19 protein-coding genes are annotated in these 18,889 nt (G+C 45.8%); 9 read left to right on the top strand and 10 right to left on the bottom strand.

The features are described 5' to 3' along the window. Positions 1-95 (top strand): IS3 family transposase (locus ICN21_RS10495; protein WP_216176193.1); only part of this gene is annotated, 95 nt, incomplete at its 5' end. A 57-nt stretch (positions 96-152) separates the two neighbouring features. Here the strand turns inward: ICN21_RS10495 and moaC are convergent. Then, positions 153-629, bottom strand: coding sequence for a cyclic pyranopterin monophosphate synthase MoaC (gene moaC, locus ICN21_RS10490; protein WP_216178375.1), 477 nt, complete (start codon positions 627-629; stop codon positions 153-155). A 23-nt stretch (positions 630-652) separates the two neighbouring features. On the opposite strand from moaC, the gene ICN21_RS10485 reads away from it, so the two are divergent. Beyond that, positions 653-2,356 carry a M48 family metalloprotease gene (locus ICN21_RS10485; RefSeq protein ID WP_216178374.1) on the top strand — a complete coding sequence of 568 codons (1,704 nt, stop codon included), beginning with the start codon at positions 653-655 and terminating at the stop codon, positions 2,354-2,356. Between the two features lie 16 nt (positions 2,357-2,372). Here ICN21_RS10485 and ICN21_RS10480 read toward each other — a convergent pair whose 3' ends face one another. The 5 genes from ICN21_RS10480 to ICN21_RS10460 are packed head-to-tail and all read right to left on the bottom strand — an operon-like array spanning position 2,373 to position 5,679. After that, a complete protein-coding gene (locus ICN21_RS10480; RefSeq protein ID WP_216124749.1) occupies positions 2,373-2,987 on the bottom strand; it encodes a DUF2946 family protein in 615 nt (204 codons plus the stop codon). A gap of 5 nt (positions 2,988-2,992) precedes the next feature. Next, positions 2,993-3,427 carry a nuclear transport factor 2 family protein gene (locus ICN21_RS10475; protein ID WP_216178373.1) on the bottom strand — a complete coding sequence of 145 codons (435 nt, stop codon included), beginning with the start codon at positions 3,425-3,427 and terminating at the stop codon, positions 2,993-2,995. A 20-nt stretch (positions 3,428-3,447) separates the two neighbouring features. Then, the gene (gene waaF, locus ICN21_RS10470) at positions 3,448-4,482 is read right to left on the bottom strand and encodes a lipopolysaccharide heptosyltransferase II (RefSeq protein WP_216178372.1); all 1,035 of its coding nucleotides are present in this window, start codon (positions 4,480-4,482) and stop codon (positions 3,448-3,450) included. 51 nt (positions 4,483-4,533) lie between these two features. Next, positions 4,534-4,722, bottom strand: coding sequence for a zinc-finger domain-containing protein (locus tag ICN21_RS10465; protein WP_215295793.1), 189 nt, complete (start codon positions 4,720-4,722; stop codon positions 4,534-4,536). A 33-nt stretch (positions 4,723-4,755) separates the two neighbouring features. Beyond that, positions 4,756-5,679 (bottom strand): branched-chain amino acid transaminase, encoded by a 924-nt coding sequence (locus tag ICN21_RS10460; protein ID WP_216178371.1) that lies wholly within the window; start codon positions 5,677-5,679, stop codon positions 4,756-4,758. A gap of 209 nt (positions 5,680-5,888) precedes the next feature. On the opposite strand from ICN21_RS10460, the gene ICN21_RS10455 reads away from it, so the two are divergent. From ICN21_RS10455 to ICN21_RS10425, 7 genes are all read left to right on the top strand, one after another. Continuing rightward, on the top strand, positions 5,889-7,100 hold the full coding sequence (locus ICN21_RS10455) for a phosphoglycerate kinase (protein ID WP_216178380.1): 1,212 nt from the start codon (positions 5,889-5,891) through the stop codon (positions 7,098-7,100). Positions 7,101-7,102: 2 nt separating this feature from the next. Then, positions 7,103-8,539, top strand: coding sequence for a pyruvate kinase (gene pyk, locus ICN21_RS10450; RefSeq protein ID WP_215295791.1), 1,437 nt, complete (start codon positions 7,103-7,105; stop codon positions 8,537-8,539). Between the two features lie 52 nt (positions 8,540-8,591). Then, entirely contained in the window at positions 8,592-9,656 is a 1,065-nt protein-coding gene (gene fba, locus ICN21_RS10445) for a class II fructose-bisphosphate aldolase (RefSeq protein ID WP_216178370.1), read from the top strand. A gap of 7 nt (positions 9,657-9,663) precedes the next feature. Next, a complete protein-coding gene (locus ICN21_RS10440) occupies positions 9,664-10,557 on the top strand; it encodes a phosphoribosylaminoimidazolesuccinocarboxamide synthase (protein WP_216178369.1) in 894 nt (297 codons plus the stop codon). Positions 10,558-10,625: 68 nt separating this feature from the next. Continuing rightward, positions 10,626-11,120 (top strand): 5-(carboxyamino)imidazole ribonucleotide mutase, encoded by a 495-nt coding sequence (purE, locus tag ICN21_RS10435; RefSeq protein WP_215318924.1) that lies wholly within the window; start codon positions 10,626-10,628, stop codon positions 11,118-11,120. A 4-nt stretch (positions 11,121-11,124) separates the two neighbouring features. Then, positions 11,125-12,309, top strand: a complete 1,185-nt coding sequence (locus ICN21_RS10430; RefSeq protein WP_216178368.1) for a 5-(carboxyamino)imidazole ribonucleotide synthase — start codon at positions 11,125-11,127, stop codon at positions 12,307-12,309. A gap of 2 nt (positions 12,310-12,311) precedes the next feature. Then, positions 12,312-13,409 carry an L-threonylcarbamoyladenylate synthase gene (locus ICN21_RS10425; RefSeq protein ID WP_216178367.1) on the top strand — a complete coding sequence of 366 codons (1,098 nt, stop codon included), beginning with the start codon at positions 12,312-12,314 and terminating at the stop codon, positions 13,407-13,409. On the opposite strand, the gene dacB is transcribed toward ICN21_RS10425, so the two are convergent. Genes dacB through ICN21_RS10405 form a run of 4 tightly spaced genes read right to left on the bottom strand, consistent with a single transcriptional unit; the run spans position 13,355 to position 18,823 of the window. Beyond that, on the bottom strand, positions 13,355-14,887 hold the full coding sequence (gene dacB, locus ICN21_RS10420) for a D-alanyl-D-alanine carboxypeptidase/D-alanyl-D-alanine-endopeptidase (RefSeq protein ID WP_216178366.1): 1,533 nt from the start codon (positions 14,885-14,887) through the stop codon (positions 13,355-13,357). The two genes, ICN21_RS10425 and dacB, sit on opposite strands and share 55 nt — an antisense overlap. A gap of 47 nt (positions 14,888-14,934) precedes the next feature. Further along, the gene (locus ICN21_RS10415; RefSeq protein WP_216178365.1) at positions 14,935-17,352 is read right to left on the bottom strand and encodes a response regulator; all 2,418 of its coding nucleotides are present in this window, start codon (positions 17,350-17,352) and stop codon (positions 14,935-14,937) included. Positions 17,353-17,357: 5 nt separating this feature from the next. After that, a complete protein-coding gene (locus ICN21_RS10410) occupies positions 17,358-17,981 on the bottom strand; it encodes a response regulator transcription factor (protein WP_215318914.1) in 624 nt (207 codons plus the stop codon). Next, positions 17,981-18,823 (bottom strand): diguanylate phosphodiesterase, encoded by an 843-nt coding sequence (locus ICN21_RS10405; protein WP_215295782.1) that lies wholly within the window; start codon positions 18,821-18,823, stop codon positions 17,981-17,983. The genes ICN21_RS10410 and ICN21_RS10405 overlap by 1 nt, the downstream gene beginning before the upstream one ends. Positions 18,824-18,889 lie beyond the last annotated feature (66 nt).

Here is an 18,889-nt window from a genome sequence, read left to right as displayed (position 1 = left end):
AATATATCCACTACTACAACCATGATCGAATCAAGCAAAAACTAAAGGGATTGAGCCCGGTGCAATACCGAACTCAATCCCTTGTGCTAACCTAACTAAACTGTCCAACTACTGGGGGTCAGTTCATCGGGTGGCTTTTTAATGAGCTGTTATTATTCAGCCTTCCATTCCCCAGATTTACCGCCACTTTTTTCCAACAGCTTGACATCACTCATCACCATGCCACGGTCTACTGCTTTGCACATGTCATAGATTGTGAGAAGGGCAACTTGGACTGCGGTGAGGGCTTCCATTTCTACGCCCGTTGGCCCCGTAGTTTCGGCCCTAACTTGGCAAGCGATGCTGCTCGTTTTTTGATCCAGTTGAAATTCGAGGTTAACGTGAGTGAGTGCCAGTGGATGACACAGAGGAATCAGATCCGAAGTTCTTTTGGAAGCTTGAATACCTGCAATACGAGCAATTCCTAAAACATCACCCTTTTTATGGGTGCCAGCCTCAACCATTTTAAAGGTCTCCAGAAGCATCGTAATAGTCCCGGTAGCAATTGCTATGCGATGAGTATTGGGCTTATTGCCAACATTTACCATGTGGGCTTGGCCACTGGCATCAAAATGAGTTAGTTTGTTCATGGGATAAGTTTTACCATATAGGGATGCAAGATATAAAGTCTGTTAAAAATATTTCGGTTTGGCAGCGTCTTTTAGCGATGCACCTCGTTCTGGGGCTGGCTTGTACTGGGACTACTCCTCTGTATGCCGCACCTGCTACTGGAGATGTTTCTGTAGAGGGAAATTCTGCCGCCATCCAAAATATTGGTCGGGCGATGCAGTCTCCAGATGCCCGTCCTGCTAATGCTCCAACACGCAATACTCTTCAAAGTCAGCCAACGATTATTTTGCCTGACATGGGTGATCCAGGCGGTGATGCTTTAAGTCGGGTAGACGAGCGAAGATACGGTGAGTTGATCATGCGCCAAATTAGGCCTGACGCAGATTATTCAAATGATTTGCCTATATATGACTATCTCAATCAAATGGAGCGCCGCTTAATACAGGCCGCTAAAAAATTACAACTTGGTGGTGCGAACGAACAAGGTAGCGGCGCCTATAACTTTGAAGTATTTGCGGTCAAAGATAGCAGCATTAATGCGTTTGCCTTACCGGGCGGCTTTATTGGCTTTCATACTGGTTTGATAGTCAGTGCAGAGTCGGACTCTGAAGTTGCTTCAGTCATGGGTCATGAAACAGGTCACGTCTTGCAGCGCCACCTAGCCAGACAAATGGATAAGCAGACAACAAATACCATGATTGCGATTGCTGGCATGGTATTAGGTGCATTGGCGATGTCACGCAATCCTCAGGCCGCTGCTGGCTTAATGCAGGGTGGTCAAGCCGCAGCAATCAATAATCAACTGTCTTATTCAAGAGATGCAGAGCGTGAGGCGGATCGTATTGGCTTTCAGATCTTGGATGCTAGTGGATATGATGTGAATGGTGCCCCCGGTTTTTTTCAGCGTTTGCAAAAAGCGACTGGCATTATGGATAAGGGCGTACCAGCATATGTGCGCACTCACCCTTTAACTACTGATCGTATCGCTGATATGCAGGATCGCGCACGTACTGTTCCTTCTCGCAATGTACCAACTGCTGTTGAGTTTTATTTTATTAAGGCGCGCGCTCGAATGGAGCAGGCTGGTAGCTCGAGTGGGCTCTACGACTTAAAAAATACTTTTGATAGTCTCAGTAAGCAGCAACCAATTGGTAAACAGATAGAAGGCTTTTATGGGCTTTCACTCATCGCTCAGCGTCAGGGTAAATGGGATCAGGCAGAAGTCGATTTACAACAGGCTCGCAATTTAGCGCAAAAGGCTAGTGCACCGGGCTCGCCGATTCAGCGTCAAAGCCTATCTCTTGAGATTACCGCCTCAGAGCTTGCTTTGGCTAAGGGTAAAAAAGAAGAAGCTTTACAGATTGCACAGGCTGCATTGCGTGCTTATCCTCAGTCTTACGCTGCTGGAGCAGCTATGGTGAATGCCGAGCTCAAGACGGGTCGCACTAATGATGCAATTGCTTGGCTAAAGTCTCGCACCAGATCCCAGCCAAATGAAATTGTTTGGTGGAGCATGCTATCAAATGCGTATGATCAGGCAAACAATGTGCCTATGCGTCACTATGCTTTGGGTGAGAAATATGCGCTTGAGGGTGCTTGGCCATCTGCAATTGAGCAACTCAAAATTGCTCGCAGTGCCGGCGGCTCAGATTTTTACCAAGGTTCGAGCATTGATGCGCGTCTTCGTGAAATGCAAAGGCAATACCAAGACGAGCTCAAAGAGCAGGGTAAACAACTTCCTGGGTAGGTTTAGGTTTTTGGAGTTAAGGCTTTGGTTGTTTAACGAAACCAAATCGCTTAGCTAGCTCTTCGGAATGTATTGGGTCTAGAGGTAATTGTTCGCCATGCCAATTCCAAGATCCACCGAAACTACAGGCTTCTTCACGAAGCTGGGCTAGCTCAGAAAATTGATCTAAATCATGATCATGCAAAAGGGCAATGCTAGCGTGTTCTTCGACTTCAAACTGTTGGGTCTTAAGGTCTTGATAAATTGCTTGCTTAATCGATCCAAGAATATAGATACTGCCATTCTCATCACTAAGCGCAGCGCTTGGTTTCATTTGCGTTTGACATTGGGTCATGAGTTGCTGGCCTTGTTCGCTTGGGATGATACGAACGATCCAAGGCGTTGCCGCTAGACTAATGAAAACCCGTTGCGGACCATTCTGGAAAAAGAATCTTCCTAATTGGTCGCTCGCGTAATTGCGGGAGATGAATTCATTTAAAGCAATATGCTGAATGACTTGACCTGGTAATTTATTTTGTTGTGCAAATTCGTCAACCATCCGCCATTGACCACGGCGATCTAAGGCTAACCAGCCAAAGCAATCTGGCACATTGGGCCATTTAATGAGCGAGCGCAGTACTTGCTCGTCCATATTAATTAATGCAAGCCGTGTGGAGTAGAGGGTGCATCAAACGTGTCATCCGTTGAACGACTAGCATGCAGGTGAGCAATACGCCAACCTTGACTATCTTGTAACAGTACTAAAGTGATGTTGAGAAAAAATTCAGCCTCGACTTGATCTGCTCTTAGGTGAACCGCTTCTGTAGTGTCATACACCGACGCTCCAAGAATAGAGTGGCTAATGCAAGCAATCGGCTCTAAAAATAAGGCTTGTTTAGATAACAGTCTTTCTAAACCTTCACGAATTTCGGCGTGACCACTGAGACGATGTCCCTCAGGAAGTACGCAAGTGATGGAGTCATCATCTAACCAAATGTCTAATGCACCTTTAACGTCTCGATGACGCAGAGCATCACGCCAAGCCTCAACCACCTCATCTGCATTGTGAAAGAGTCTGGCTAGTTTGGTCATGGCTCATATTTCCTGGGAATTTATTGCAAGGTATTCAGTGTAGCCAAAACTTGCTGCGGCAGGATTTCATTGAGGCACCGTAAATGTCCTAATGGACAGATCTTTTGGTGACAAGGGCTACAGGGAAGATTAAGCCAAAGCACTTTAGCCTTATCAGACAAGGGTGGGGTGTGAGCAGGATCGCTAGACCCAAAAATGGCTACCTGAGGAGTTTTCAGTGCCGCTGCAATATGCATTAATCCAGAGTCATTGCTCACTACGGCCTTAGCTATGCCAATCAGAGCAATCGCTTCATCCAAAGAAGTACTGCCACACCAGTTATGTATGTTCGAGTGAAGGCCGGTTTCTGCTTGAATATTTTGTGCAATTTCTTGATCACCTTTACCACCCAAAAGAATGATTTGGGCGTTTGCATCCCCTTCAAGAATATTTTTTGCAAGCTGGGCGAAATGCTTGGTGGGCCAGCGCTTTGTGGGACCATATTCAGCGCCTGGGCAGAATACAAAAAGAGATTTGGGATTGATGTTGCCCCCCGCCAATTTTTGCTCTACGGACCGCTTTGCAAGAGATGAAACATTAAGTGTTGGTCTTAATGCGGATGATGAACTTTCTTCGTCATCTTGTAAGAGCTGACTAAGGGCGAGGTAGTGCTCTACCATCGGTGGGCGATTGATTTTGCTTGGGTTATCAAGTGATAAATTAATTAATCCATAACGAAGTTCACCGCGATACCCAATGCGGAATGGAATGTTCGCCAACCAGGGAATTAGTGCGGATTTAAAGCTATTCGGCAAAACAAAGCAGGCTTGATAGTTTTTGGATTGAAGATCTCTTGCTAACTGCTTGCGCAATCTCCACTGTAATTGCTGATGCTCAAATTTTGCTTCAATGACTTCGTTCACTTCATGACAGGCACGATAAATAGGCCCAACCCAGGTGCTCGCAAGTACATCTATTTTTGATTCTGGATATTGCACCTTAAGCCTTGTCAATAAAGGCTGTGTCATGACAGCATCCCCAATCCAGTTAGGGGCGATGATCAGAATACCTTGCATGTGATGTATCCCGACTCAGCACCCCGAGTTAGCCGGAGGTGCTGATAAGGCTTAGTGTCCGTGTGGCTCTGTGCCAGGAATGAGTTTGTACTCAGCGCCGCAATACGGACACTTTGCTTCCCCGGTTTTAGTGATATCCAAAAATACCCGTGGATGAGAGTTCCATGCAGGCGTTTTATTGGTAGGGCAATGCAATGGTAGATCTTTACCATCTACCATCATTGCTTGAGCTTGAGTCATGTTCTGCTTCCTAATGGCTAAATTTGATTTAACTTATTTAACGTAAGTAAGCCAGGATTTGTACTTGTCGCTTCTGCCATAGACCGCATCGAAATAGATCTTCTGAATTTTTTCAGTGATAGGGCCGCGCTTACCGTCACCAATCGTCCGGTCATCAAGTTCACGAATTGGTGTCACTTCTGCGGCGGTGCCAGTAAAGAAGGCTTCATCAGCAGAGTAGATCTCATCGCGAGTGATACGTTTTTCACGCAACTCAAGTCCCATGTCTTTCACAATCTGAATGATTGAGCCACGGGTGATGCCGTCAAGACAGGAGGCTAAGTCAGGCGTGTAAACAATGCCATTACTGGTCATAAAAATATTCTCGCCGGAGCCTTCAGAAACATAACCCTCGGTATCAAGCAATAACGCTTCGTCATATCCATTGGCAGTGACTTCTTGATTAGCCAGAATGGAGTTGATGTAATAGCCAGATGCTTTGGCGCGCACAAGTGAAGAATTCACGAAGTGGCGGGTAAAGGAGGAGGTTTTAACGCGAATGCCTTTATTGAGGCCATCTTCGCCTAAATAAGCACCCCACTCCCAAGCGGCGATGGCGGTGTGAATACTATTGCCTTTAGGGGAGATGCCCAGTTTTTGGGACCCAATAAAGATGATGGGGCGGATATAGCAGGATTCCAGCTTATTGCTGTTCACTACGTCAATAATGCCTTTAGTGATCTCTTCCTGGCTATAAGGCATGTTCATTTGGAAGATCTTGGTGCCATTAAAGAGACGTTTAACGTGCTCTGGGAGGCGGAAAATCGCGGTACCTTGGGGGGTTTTATAGGCACGAATACCTTCAAATACGCCCATGCCGTAATGTAGGCTATGGGTTAGAACGTGAATATTGGCCTCACGCCAAGGAATTAGCTTCCCATCGGACCAAATAAAGCCATCGCGGTCGGACATCGACATTTTCTCTACCTTTTATGTCTATAGGCTACATGTAATAGCGGATTAATCGGGATGCCAGGTCAGGGGGTTTTAGGCCTTTTGACTCAAAGTGCGTCCAAGCCTCTATTGTAGAGCAGGCTGCCGAGTCAGATGCTTGGGTCCTTTGGTGTGGCAGGGCTAGAGGATTTAGAATGGAGTTTTCCCATAAATCACCATATTTAGCCATCTTCATGCCGGAATCCTTATTTAAAGTTAAGCGTTTAAGTGAATTAGCCCAATCAGGCCAATTAAAGGGAAAACGGGTCTTCATTCGCGCTGACCTCAATGTGCCGCAAGACGAGGCTGGAAATATTACCGAAGACACTCGTATTCGGGCATCTATGCTAGCAGTACAAATGTGTTTGGATGCTGGTGCAGCAGTCATGGTCACATCACATTTAGGTCGACCCACTGAAGGTGAATTTAAGCCTGAAGATAGTTTGGCTCCGGTAGCGGATCGTATTGCCACTTTACTCAATCGTAAAGTACCTTTGATTAGTAATTGGGTAGATGGCGGCTTTGAAGTCAATCCAGGTGAAATAGTTCTTTTAGAAAATTGCCGTTTAAATGTTGGCGAAAAAAAGAATAATGATGAGTTAGCAAAAAAAATTGCTGCTCTGTGTGATGTATATGTAAATGATGCCTTTGGCACAGCACATCGTGCTGAAGCAACCACGAATGGGGTGGCGAAGTTTGCACCGATTGCTTGTGCTGGGCCACTAATGGCGGCTGAGTTAGATGCTTTGAGTCGTGCGTTAGCAAGTCCGAAGCGCCCGCTCATAGCGATTGTGGCAGGCTCTAAAGTATCTTCTAAGTTGACCATTCTCAAAGCACTCTCTGAAAAAGTAGATGAGTTGATTGTTGGTGGTGGTATTGCGAATACATTTATGTTGGCGAAGGGCTTGTCAATTGGGAAGTCTCTTGCTGAGCCAGACTTGGTTAATGAGGCCCGAGAAATCATGGATCTCATGGAAAAGCGTGGCGCACATGTGCCCATTCCCGAAGATGTCGTGGTCGCGAATGAACTCTCGCCACTAGCTCGCGCAAACCGTGTACCTGCAGATCAAGTTGCAGAAGATGACATGATTTTGGATATTGGCCCTAAAACGGCGGCACGTTTATCGATCATGCTTGCGCATGCTGGCACGATCGTTTGGAATGGTCCTCTCGGTGTATTTGAGATTGATCAATTTGGTGGTGGTACGAAAATGTTGGCTGCAGCAATTGCTCATTCACCTGCATTCTCGATTGCAGGTGGTGGCGATACTTTGGCAGCGATTGCCAAGTATGGTATTGAAAATCAAGTGGATTACATCTCAACTGGCGGGGGCGCTTTCTTGGAATTTCTCGAAGGTAAAACCCTCCCAGCCTTTGCAGTTCTTGCCGAAAGGGCGAAAGACTAATTATGCTTAGAGCGACCAAAATTATTGCAACCTTAGGGCCAGCATCAGAAAAGCCTGAAGTTTTACGCGACATGATTCGTGCGGGTGTTGATGTGGTCCGCATGAATTTTTCACATGGCACCGTGGCAGATCACAAGGCGCGTCACGATTTAGTCCGCAGCATTTCTGCTGAAGTCGGCAGAGAAGTTGGCATCATGGCCGATCTGCAAGGACCAAAGATTCGTGTTGGCAAATTTGTGGACAGCAAAATTTTGCTGAAAGAGGGTGAGAAATTTATTCTCGATGTGGCTTGTGAGCTTGGTAATCAAGAACGTGTTGGCCTCGACTATAAAGAACTGCCTAGCGATGTGAAGTCGGGCGATCGCCTTTTATTAAATGACGGTCTAGTTGTGCTCCGTGTTGAAAGCGTTAAGGGCGGAGAAATTTTCACGCTCGTGGAGCAAGGTGGCCCGCTCTCAAATAATAAAGGCATTAACCGTGCTGGCGGTGGCTTAACCGCACCCGCTTTGACTGAAAAAGATATTGCTGACTTGGATGCAGCCATTGCAATGGGCGTTGATTTTTTAGCGATCAGCTTCCCTAAAGATGGTGCTGATATGGCTTACGCGCGTAAGTTAGCAGATGCTGCTAGCGCTAAGTATGGCGTTGGTAAGGTAAGAACAATTGCTAAAGTAGAGCGTGCAGAAGCGATTGAGCCTGAAGCATTAAAAAGCATTATTGCTGAAAGCGATGGCATCATGGTTGCCCGTGGTGACCTAGCGATTGAAGTTGGCAATGCCGCAGTACCAGCTTTGCAAAAACGCATGATTGCATGGGCTCTTGAAGCCGATAAATTCACAATCACTGCCACCCAAATGATGGAGTCCATGATTAATGCTCCAGTGCCAACGCGTGCAGAAGTCAGCGACGTGGCAAACGCAGTGCTAGATGGTACTGATGCCGTTATGCTTTCCGCTGAATCTGCCGCTGGCATGTATCCAGTTCAAACCATCAAAGCGATGGCAGAGATCTGTGTGGAGGCAGAGAAGTCAGATCGCGTGAAAATAGATACCGATTTCTTGGATCAAACCTTTACGCGGATTGATCAAACGATTGCCTTAGGCGCTTTATTTACCGCTCATCACCTCAATGCAAACGCGATTGCTGCTTTGACTGATTCAGGTTCAACGGCAATTTGGATGAGTCGTCACAATATTCATGTGCCCATCTTTGCATTGACCTCTAAGATTGCCACTCAACGTGCCTTAAGTACTTACCGTAATGTCACGCCAATTGGCTTGGATTACACCAAGGATCGTGACACTGCCTTGCAAGAAGTAGAGGCATGCTTAAAGAAATTAGGGGCAGTCAAAAAAGGCGATACGGTGGTATTAACTTCTGGTGAGCCAATGGGTGAGCCCGGTGGTACCAATACTCTCAAGATCATTCATGTGAAGTAATTCACCACTCATCAAATTTAACTATTTACTCAATACACATTAAGAGAACATCATGGCTTTAGTATCTTTACGACAACTCTTGGATCATGCTGCCGAAAATGGCTATGGCTTACCAGCCTTCAACGTCAATAACTTAGAGCAAGTGACTGCGATTATGGAAGCTGCAAATGAGGCTGATTCTCCAGTGATCATGCAAGCATCCGCTGGCGCTCGTAAATATGCTGGTGAAGCCTTCTTGCGTCATCTGATATCTGCAGCAGTTGAAGCTTATCCCCACATCCCAGTAGTGATGCATCAGGATCACGGTCAAAGCCCAGCAGTCTGTATGGCTGCTATCAAGAGCGGTTTTACGAGTGTCATGATGGATGGCTCCCTAGAGGCTGATGGCAAATCTGTTGCAAGTTATGAATACAACGTAGATGTTTCTAGAGAAGTCGTGAAGTTCTCTCACTCTATTGGCGTTACCGTTGAAGCTGAGCTTGGCGTATTAGGTTCTTTAGAAACCATGCAGGGCGACAAAGAAGATGGCCATGGTGCTGATGGCAAGATGACTCGCGAGCAATTGTTAACGGATGTAGAGCAGGCTGCGGACTTTGTGAAGGCAACTCAGTGTGATGCTTTGGCTATTGCGATTGGTACCAGTCATGGGGCCTATAAATTCACCAAAAAACCTACGGGCGATATTTTGGCAATTGAACGTATTAAAGAAATTCATGCGCGTATTCCGAATACCCACCTGGTAATGCATGGCTCCTCTAGCGTGCCACAAGAGTTGCTCGCTGAGATTCGTGAGTTTGGTGGTGATATGAAAGAAACCTACGGTGTGCCAGTTGAAGAAATTCAAGAGGGCATTAAGAATGGTGTTCGTAAGATCAACATTGATACCGATATCCGTTTGGCGATGACGGGGGCTATCCGCCGTTATCTGTTTGAGAACCCAAGCAAATTTGATCCACGTGATTATCTGAAGCCAGCCCGCGAAGCGGCTAAGAAAGTTTGTATTGCGCGTTTCCAAGCATTTGGTTCTGCTGGCCAAGCTTCTAAAATTAAACCGATTCCTTTGGAAAAAATGGCTGAGCTGTATAAGAGCGGTAAGTTAGCTCAGATCGTCAAGTGATTTAAATATGCCCGCTCTATACGCAACTTCGATTAAGTCATTGCCTTTGCTGTCCAAAGGCAAGGTGCGTGATGTCTATGCACTGGGCGATGACAAGCTTCTCATGATTACAACGGATCGCTTATCTGCGTTTGATGTAGTGATGGGCGAGCCTATTCCAGAAAAAGGTATTGTCCTCAATCAAATGGCTAACTTTTGGTTTGATAAGTTAAGCAAGGTAATCCCAAACCATTTGACTGGTATCGATCCTGTAACTGTCGTCGCAGCTGATGAAGTGGAGCAAGTTAAGGGGCGCGCAGTAGTTGCGAAGCGTTTAAAGCCTATATTGGTTGAGGCAGTGGTACGAGGCTATCTTGCTGGTAGCGGTTGGAAGGATTACAAAGACACCGGTAAAGTTTGTGGCATTGCATTGCCCGCTGGATTAGAGAACGCCCAAAAATTGCCCAAACCTATTTTCACTCCTGCCGCTAAAGCTGAAGTTGGTGAGCATGATGAAAATATTACCTTTGAAAAGGTTATTGATTTGATTGGCGAAAAATTAGCTAATCAAATTCGTGAAGTCAGCATTCGTCTTTATCAAGAAGCTTCTGAATATGCTGCTACTCGCGGAATCATCATTGCCGATACGAAGTTTGAGTTTGGTCTGGATGATGCCGGTCAATTGGTTTTAATGGATGAGATTCTCACGGCAGATTCTTCACGTTTTTGGCCGGCTGAGACCTATTACGTAGGCTCAAACCCGCCGTCTTATGACAAGCAGTTTGTGCGTGATTGGCTGGAAACTGCTCAGGTAAATGGCCAGCTATGGCCTAAGACAGCGCCTGCCCCGCAATTACCCGCTGAAGTAATTGAAAAGACGGCTCAAAAGTATCGTGAAGCCCTGAGTCGCTTAACTGAGTAGACCTAACTCAGGGATAATAGAGTCCTTAATATATATTGACTCAATAGTTAGGGTATTTGGAGAGGTAAATGAGCAAGAAGCCAATAGTCGGAATAGTGATGGGTTCCAATTCAGATTGGGATACCATGCAGCACGCCGCTCAGATGCTTGAGCAATTTGGCATTGCTCACGAAGCAAAAGTACTCTCCGCACACCGCATGCCCGATGATATGTTTCAGTATGCTGAAAACGCCCAAGCTAATGGCTTGCAAGCCATCATTGCTGGTGCAGGTGGAGCAGCTCACTTACCAGGTATGCTGGCCTCTAAAACAATTATTCCGATTTATGGTGTTCCAGTCGCCAGCAAATATTTGCGTGGTGAAGACTCTTTATATTCGATCGTACAAATGCCAAAGGGTGTTCCTGTAGCAACCTTTGCGATTGGCGAAGCTGGTGCAGCAAACGCCGCCTTGCACGTTATTGCAGGCTTAGCCTTGCATGATGCTGATTTGGCTAAGCGTCTTGAAGAGTTCCGCGTGAAGCAATCCGATACCGCGCGTTCTATGAACTTGCCGGGATATTAATTACATGGCAGATCGCATGGAACCCATTTTGCCGGGTTCGTATTTGGGAATATTAGGTGGCGGTCAATTAGGGCGGATGTTCACTCAGGCTGCTCAAGCGATGGGCTACAAAGTATGCGTTCTAGACCCGGGTTCTGATAGTCCCGCAGGCTCCATTGCTGAAAAATTTATCCAAGCTGATTACATCGATTCTGCAGCTTTAAAGGAAATGGCATCTCTTTGCTCATCTGTGAGTACTGAGTTTGAAAATGTTCCTGCACAAGCATTGGATGAGTTGGAATCTTTAGGCGTTTTTGTTGCTCCTCGTAGTAGCTGTGTTTCTTTGGCGCAGAACCGGATTGCTGAAAAAAATTTCTTGGCTACCTGGAAGTCTGAAACCAATATTGGGCCAGCTCCAAACTTTGTTATTGAGCGCGATGCTGATATTGCGCATACGCCAGGAGAACTGTTCCCTGGGATTTTGAAAACAGCTCGCATGGGTTATGACGGTAAGGGTCAAATCACCGTCCTTGCTGCTGCTGACTTGCCCGCTGCCTGGGCTGAGCTAGGTAAAGTGCCTTGCGTATTAGAAAAACGTATGGAATTGGATTTTGAGGTCTCTGCTTTGGTGGTGCGGGGCTATGACGATACGGTAGTTGCTTATCCCGTCTCTCAAAATATTCATCGCGATGGTATTTTGCATACCTCTACGGTGCCAGCACCATCCTTAAAGCCTGCTCAAGAAAAGAAAATTATTGAAGCGGCCAAAGCGCTGATTCGGAAGATTGATTATGTAGGCGTACTGTGTATTGAATTTTTCATTCTGAAGAATGGTGACATCGTTGCTAATGAGATCGCACCACGCCCCCATAACTCCGGTCACTACACCATGGATGCTTGTGTGAGCAGTCAATTTGAGCAGCAAGTCAGAGCTATGGCTCGCTTGCCATTAGGTGACACTCGTCAATTGGCGCCAGTTTCGATGTTAAATCTTCTAGGCGATCTTTGGTTCGAGGGTAGTGAAGATCAGGCAAAAGAACCTGCCTGGGATAAAGTGCTTGCGCATCCCGATGTGAAATTGCACCTCTATGGAAAATCAGCCCCCCGTATTGGCAGAAAAATGGGACACATTAATTGCTTAGGTGAAGTTTTAAATGAAGCACGCCAAAATTGTGCAGCTGTTGCTACTGAATTAGGTATCGAGCCCTAGAAATGTCTAGGGATACATCGGACAGTGCACCACTGCAATCTTCTGCAGTGATTCATGAAGCAGTTCAAACCTTGCGTAATGGCGGATTAGTCGCATTCCCTACTGAGACGGTATATGGCTTAGGGGCAGATGCCAGAAATCCTGAGGCCATCAAGAAGATCTTCACAGTGAAAGGTAGACCTTCAAACCATCCTTTAATTGTGCATTTAGCAGCACCAGATAAATTTGACCAAACTCAAGTGGATTGGGTCCCAGTCTTAGCACCATGGGCAAGAGATTTATCTGAGAATGCGCTCAAACTCATGAATACATTTTGGCCTGGACCATTAACGCTGGTATTCAAAAAAGATAAGAGTGTTCTGAGCGATCTTACTGGAGGTCAAGACACTGTTGCGATTCGTGCACCAGCCCATCCGGTGGCTCAAGAGTTATTGCGAAAATTTAAGGGCGGTGTTGTAGCGCCGTCAGCAAATCGTTTTGGTAGGGTATCTCCTACCAGTGCGGCTGATGTTCGCAGTGAGTTTGAAGGTGAATTAGGATTGATGGTGCTTGATGGTGGCGATTGTGAAGTGGGGATCGAGTCGACCATTATTGATTTATCAAGTGGCGATCATGCAGTCTTGCTTCGCCCGGGATTGATTACTCCGAAAGCAATTTTTGCCAAGACGGGAATCAAGATCTATCAAGTCGGTGAAGTATTGAAAGACCTTGATAGTCTACCCAGAGTATCAGGTAACCTCAAGGCGCACTACGCGCCAACAACTCCATTGCGCTTGTATGCTCCAGGGCGAGTGCTAGATACGCTCAGTGAGTTCCCAGATACTAAGTCACGAGTGGCAGTAGCAGTGTGGGACTCAGAGTCTTCCTTAGTTCTGGAAGATCATCCCTCAATTGATGTTGAGGAAATAATTGTATCTAGTGATGCCACTACTTTTGCAAGTCGTCTCTATCGTACGCTCAGGGATCTAGACCAGCAGGGCTGGGATCTCATTTTATTCCCGGAGTCTCCTGCTGGTGAGGAATGGGATGGCGTTAGAGATCGACTTCAGCGTGCTTGTTTTGGTTCAGGGCCACCTTCTAATAACCACGACAGCAATTGATCGTGGGCATCTAAGCCACGCCATGCATTAGGGTGGTTAATAAAAGAGCTTACTGCATACATCTTTCCAGATTTACTCACTACGTAGCCAGCAATTGCGCGTACATCAGCAAGTGATCCCGTTTTAATTCTGGCCTCAGGCTTTTTCTTAAGATGTAAAAATTTACGGAGTTGCGTCATTAAGCGATTTCGCATCGTGCCATCTGCCCCAGCAATTGGCAGACTGTTATAAAACACCTCTTTAATTGGTAGATTGTGGGCGGTTAGTAATAGTTGATTCATTTGCCCTGCAGAAATAGCTTCATTACGAGATAGACCAGAGCCATTCTCGATCACTAAGCCAGGGAACTCCAAACCATTTTGTTTGAGCCAACCTTGTATGACAAGCTCCCCATTACTAGTGGTTGCTGGTTTACCCATTTTTTCTAGTGCTAGTGTGAGTAAGAGTTGGCGCGCCATCACATTGTTGGAGTATTTATTAATATCCTGTACATCTTCGGCCAAATTGATGCCTTCGAACTGCAGCAAAAGTCTCGCGGCTATTGGGACTACGGCATCTTTGCCGGTAGGGGGCTTTGCCCAAGTGCCGCCAGCTAATTCCCAGGCTGCAGTAAATCCTTGTGTTAGAAAGGTATTGGCATCAAGAGCGACCACGTTGTAATCAACCCCCTTGCAGCTACTAGGAAAGACGCCTGAGAACTGAGCAGTCAGTAATCGGTCTGTATTGCTCCCTGTTTCTGGTTCTAGGCTAAAGCGAATATTACTTTTCCAGCTATCACAGGAACGGTCAACCAATTGCATTTGGTTTACAACCTTGAGTTGGGATAATGCAGGTGTATAGCTAAGATCGATGAAGTCAGCCGTGCGTGATTTGCCTATTTGAAAGGACAGCGTTCTAAACGCGTATAGCAAGGGGTCTGGCGGCACGTTATACGCACGCAGTGATTCGCCATCAATCGTGTTGTGTTCCATGACGTTGGGAGCAAAGGCGCTTCGATCAAACAATAAATTACCATCAATTTTTTGGATACCCAGTGCTTGCAAGTTCTTCATGAGCTTGGCAAGCTCTTCGGGGATCATTTTAGGATCGCCACTACCTTGCAAATAGAGATTGCCTTTAAGTGTGCCCTTACGAATAAACCCATCAGTAAATACTTTGGTACGCCAGCGATACTGTGGCCCAAGAATATCCAGGCCAGCCAGCGTTGTAAGCACCTTCATGGTTGAGGCGGGATTCATGGCCTCAGTAGCGCGCCAGTCTAGGATGGTTTTGGCTTCGTACTTGCCAGACTTACTCTGCTCAATTTCGGTTACTGAAATGCTAATAGCATCTAGTGGGATCTGATTGCGCTCTAAGCTGCCTGCAATAGCAGGAGGGATTACAGGATTTCCCGATTTCGCAGCATGAGCGATGAGGGGGTTACCAATCCAAAGGATTGCTAAAAATAGGTAAGCTAATCGGTGAATGGCTTGTTTCATTCACCATAGAATAAACCTAGAGAGCCAGAATATAAATCTCCCCAGGTTTAGGGGGCAGCATACTTTGTTTGGTAACGCTTGATTGCTTGGTTTTGTTCCTCAAGAAGCTTTTGGAAAGAAGAGATCTTATTTTGAAGATCCTGCTCTTTTTCTAAAGATTCACAGGATTGAATAAATTTCTTTGCATTAAGCAATTGTGCGCCACCCTTCACCTTATGAATGAGGCTTGATACGGTCGCTTCATCGAGGGCCTCAGAGTCAATCGCTAGTAGAGCTTCGTCATGTACTTTTTTAATCTCATCCAGTATGACGAGTATATGTGCAGGATTATTTTTCAGAAGATTGGAGAAGGCATCAAACCGGTAATCTCCCTCAGAAGGCGATCCATATTGAACTACCTCTTTGGAGTCAAAATAACGTGCGAGCTCATTTTCAAGACTCATAAGGCTGAGGGGTTTAATGAGTACACCATTCATACCCGCTGCTAGAAACTGGTAGCGAGATTCAAGGGCGTAGATATCTGCCGTTACCCCAATGATGACAAGATTCTTAAGACCCAGTGCTCGAATTTTTTGTGCTAATTCAGAGCCCTGCATACCCGGGATCGATTGATCTGTGATTAAAAGATCAAAGTCATCTTCAGTAATCATCTTAAGTGCTGTGTTGGCGTTATCACAGACGGATACTTGGATGCCAAGCGCTTGAAGCTGTAAGGAGATAATCTGCCTGCTTGCAGGATGATCCTCAACCACCAAGGCAAATAGTTCCCGATCTTTCTCCCGAGGATTTTTTGAGACGAGTTTTCTAGAGGTTAAACCTGTAGGACATTGATTTTTTGATGGTGCAATGCTCGTACGTGGGAAGGCTACGCAGAAATGGATATTACTTCCAAAACCAGGAGCGCTCTCAAAGTAAAGTTGGCTGTTCATGGAAGTGACAAGGTGATTGGTAATCGTTAGACCAAGACCAGTGCCATTCTCTTGATCACCTTTGCCTGGGATCTGTTCAAAGGCTTGTAGAGCAAGATGAATTTCTTCTGCACCCATGCCTACGCCAGTATCAATTACACGAAATTCAATGAGTTGACCCGCATGATCATCTGCTAAAACACTTATGGAGAAGTAAATTTCACCATGATCGGTAAATTTAATGGCATTGCTGATGAGGTTTTGTAAGGTTTGACGCAGGCGCAATGAATCAATCATGAGCACTTCAGCAATCCGAGGATCCTTGGAGGTATGGAGTCTGAGATTTTGTTTTTGAGCGACCGCCGAGAACGCATGATCAATATTGTCGATCAAACTATTGAGGCAGCAGGGTTCTGGGTTCAAGATCAGCTTACCTGCTTCAATTTTAGAAAGATCTAACACTTGATTGAGAATCCCTAAAAGGGATTCGGCAGAAGTATGAGCGCTCTTTAGTAAAGATTTTTCATGCGGAGGAAATTGTTGGCTATTTAAGAGAAGCTCTTGCACTCCAAGAATGGCGTTCATCGGCGTACGAATTTCATGGCTCATGGTTGCTAAGAAGGAGGACTTGGCGGCGTTTGCTTTTTCAGCCAGTTCTTTTGAGGAGAGTAGCGTCGCAGCCTCTTGCTCTTGAAGTAACTGTCTTTTACGCATCTGCCATAGCAGCAAGCTTCCACCTAAAAATATTGCTAAGGTCGATAGCCAGGGTAGCACCTTCCAGTAATTGCTTCTGACTTCTGGCTTGTTGATCTCTAGCGCAAAGAGTTGACGTGACTCTATGGGGTCAAGGTTATCTAGAAATCGATCGAGCACTGCATGAAGCGCAGCATCTTCATTCGAAACCAACCATCGATAGGCAAAAGGCTCGCGCTGATATAAGCCATCAATCTGTAGTTGGGGTTTATCTAGCCTCTCAATGAGTTGTTGTGCCAAGCGAATAGGAAGTACTAATGCCTCGATATCATTTTTTAAGAGATCGACCATGAGTTTTTCTGCATGATTTGAAACGCGGGCTTGTGGGTCAGATCTTATTGGTGAGTTTTCATAGCCGCGATCAAAGTAAGCAATGTTTGCTGGAGAAATCATGCTACTTGCTCTATCTGTTCTAGTAACAACTGCATCCTGCCCCCAAAAGATGGCTTCTGATAGGGAGCCAAAGCGAAGGTAGTCATCATTCATGGTGGGTGGATCAATCATGAAGTCAACTTCACCGCTAGAGAGTTGCTTTAATCCTTCCTGCTCTGATCGTCTCCACTTTGGACGAAATTCTTGCTGGGTAAAGTTCCCAAGCTTTTGGAGTAATCCATTGAAAACTCCAGCTGTTCCCCGGCCTAGTTGATTTTCAAGATATGGGGCATATTTTTCATGAATACTAAAGTGCACTACTGGATGGGCATCGATCCACCGTTGCTCTGCAGGGCTCAAGGTCATGGCGTGTAATGCACCACTAGAAATTAAGCCAGACATAACAATAGAGCGAATGATCAATCGATGCATACTGTTTAGCTTTCGATAATATTGTTCATTCGGCAGAACAAAATTAAATCCGCAATATTATTAATACCAAGCTTATCAAAGACTCGAGTCTTGTAAGTAGCCACCGTTTTATTGCTGATGTGAAGCATGTCAGAAATTTGTTGGTTGGTATTACCTTTACCAAGGTATTTCATGACTTGTAATTCTCGGTCTGAAATCAGGGCAAGTTTGTCGTTATCAGTTAAAGAGCTATTACCATTTTTCCCGTGGGTGAAAAAGTTATAACCCTGAGAGATTGCAACACAAGCTGCCAAGATGACATCAGCACCAGCCGTTTTATTGACAAAGCCATGACCGCCTAAAGATCGCACTCTACCGCCATAAACTGCTTCATCCATGCTGGATAAAATCAACATGCGCACATCCGGGTACATAAGACCAATGCGTCGAATAACATCAAACCCATCTGTTTTGGGCATATCCAAATCTAGAATGACCATATTTGGATTGACCTCTTTAATGGATCGAAGGCATTCCTCGCCATTCTGGGCTTGGCCCACTACCTCGAATAGCAACTGGTCTTGCAACATACTTTTAAGAGCCATCAGCATTGCTGGATGGTCATCTACCAACATCACGCGTTTTCTCATTACTTGTCTCCGTTTAGGTTTAGGTGTTGATGAGGGTGCAGCGAAAAAATGGCTTTTGCTATGCGGCTATCGTTGATCTGGAGCATTTGATGTCGGCTTATTGGCGCCATCATAAGGCCGCCATAGCAGTGATCCATTTGCCAATCTGAGGCATTCTCTAAATCTTTAACGAGTCCTATATTGCTTGCATAAATTTGTGTTGGTGAATATGGTGAGCGTCTGATTTTTGCGAGCGCATCATGTGAGAGTGTTTGCTCGCGAAGAACGCTCATGTCTAAATGGACTCCCTCCATCTGCATCTCTTCAACCCAATGCAGCTGATCTCCACTTCCTGTGAATTGAAGGTAGTGCAGTAAGACGCCAAGTCGACGCATGCGCAGCAAGCCTTCTTTACAGTCATCCACAAGTTCTGGTGTTGGAAGTGTTTGCATACCCAGAGTCACTAGACCTACTGGCAGTCGTGAATTGAGAATGAGGTCGCTCAAAGCATCCACATAAGCACTCGAAGCAATGACGTGCGTTGGGATGGGCAAAATGCCAGGAATAAAACGGCCACTTCGATACCAGTAAGAAATCGTATCTAAGCCCTCCATAAATAAACGCAGTAATTGCATATCGGAGGCTGCGAGCAATGGTCTAAATAAAGAGCTGGTCAGTTTTGTTCCCTTGCAGTTAAAAATGGGTTCATGACTAATCGCTTGTCGCTTGGACCAGGATTGGTGTTCTTCAAGAGCTTGGCCACTTAGGCCAAGCCAGGGTGCGCCACAGGCGTCGCGTACTTCTTGGAAGGGTTTGTTCTTCCATGCCTTTACAAGCGTGTACAGCCGGGATTTCGGGCTCATCAGCATTCTCCAATCGGTGACTGTCCAGTCTAGGCAGGACGGATTGGAGCGGTAAGGGCTTTGGGC

It is taken from the genome of Polynucleobacter sp. AP-Feld-500C-C5 (assembly GCF_018882265.1).
In the GTDB taxonomy this organism is placed as follows: domain Bacteria; phylum Pseudomonadota; class Gammaproteobacteria; order Burkholderiales; family Burkholderiaceae; genus Polynucleobacter.
Note: the sequence above shows the minus strand (reverse complement) of the source record. Positions and strands in the feature narration are given on the sequence as shown.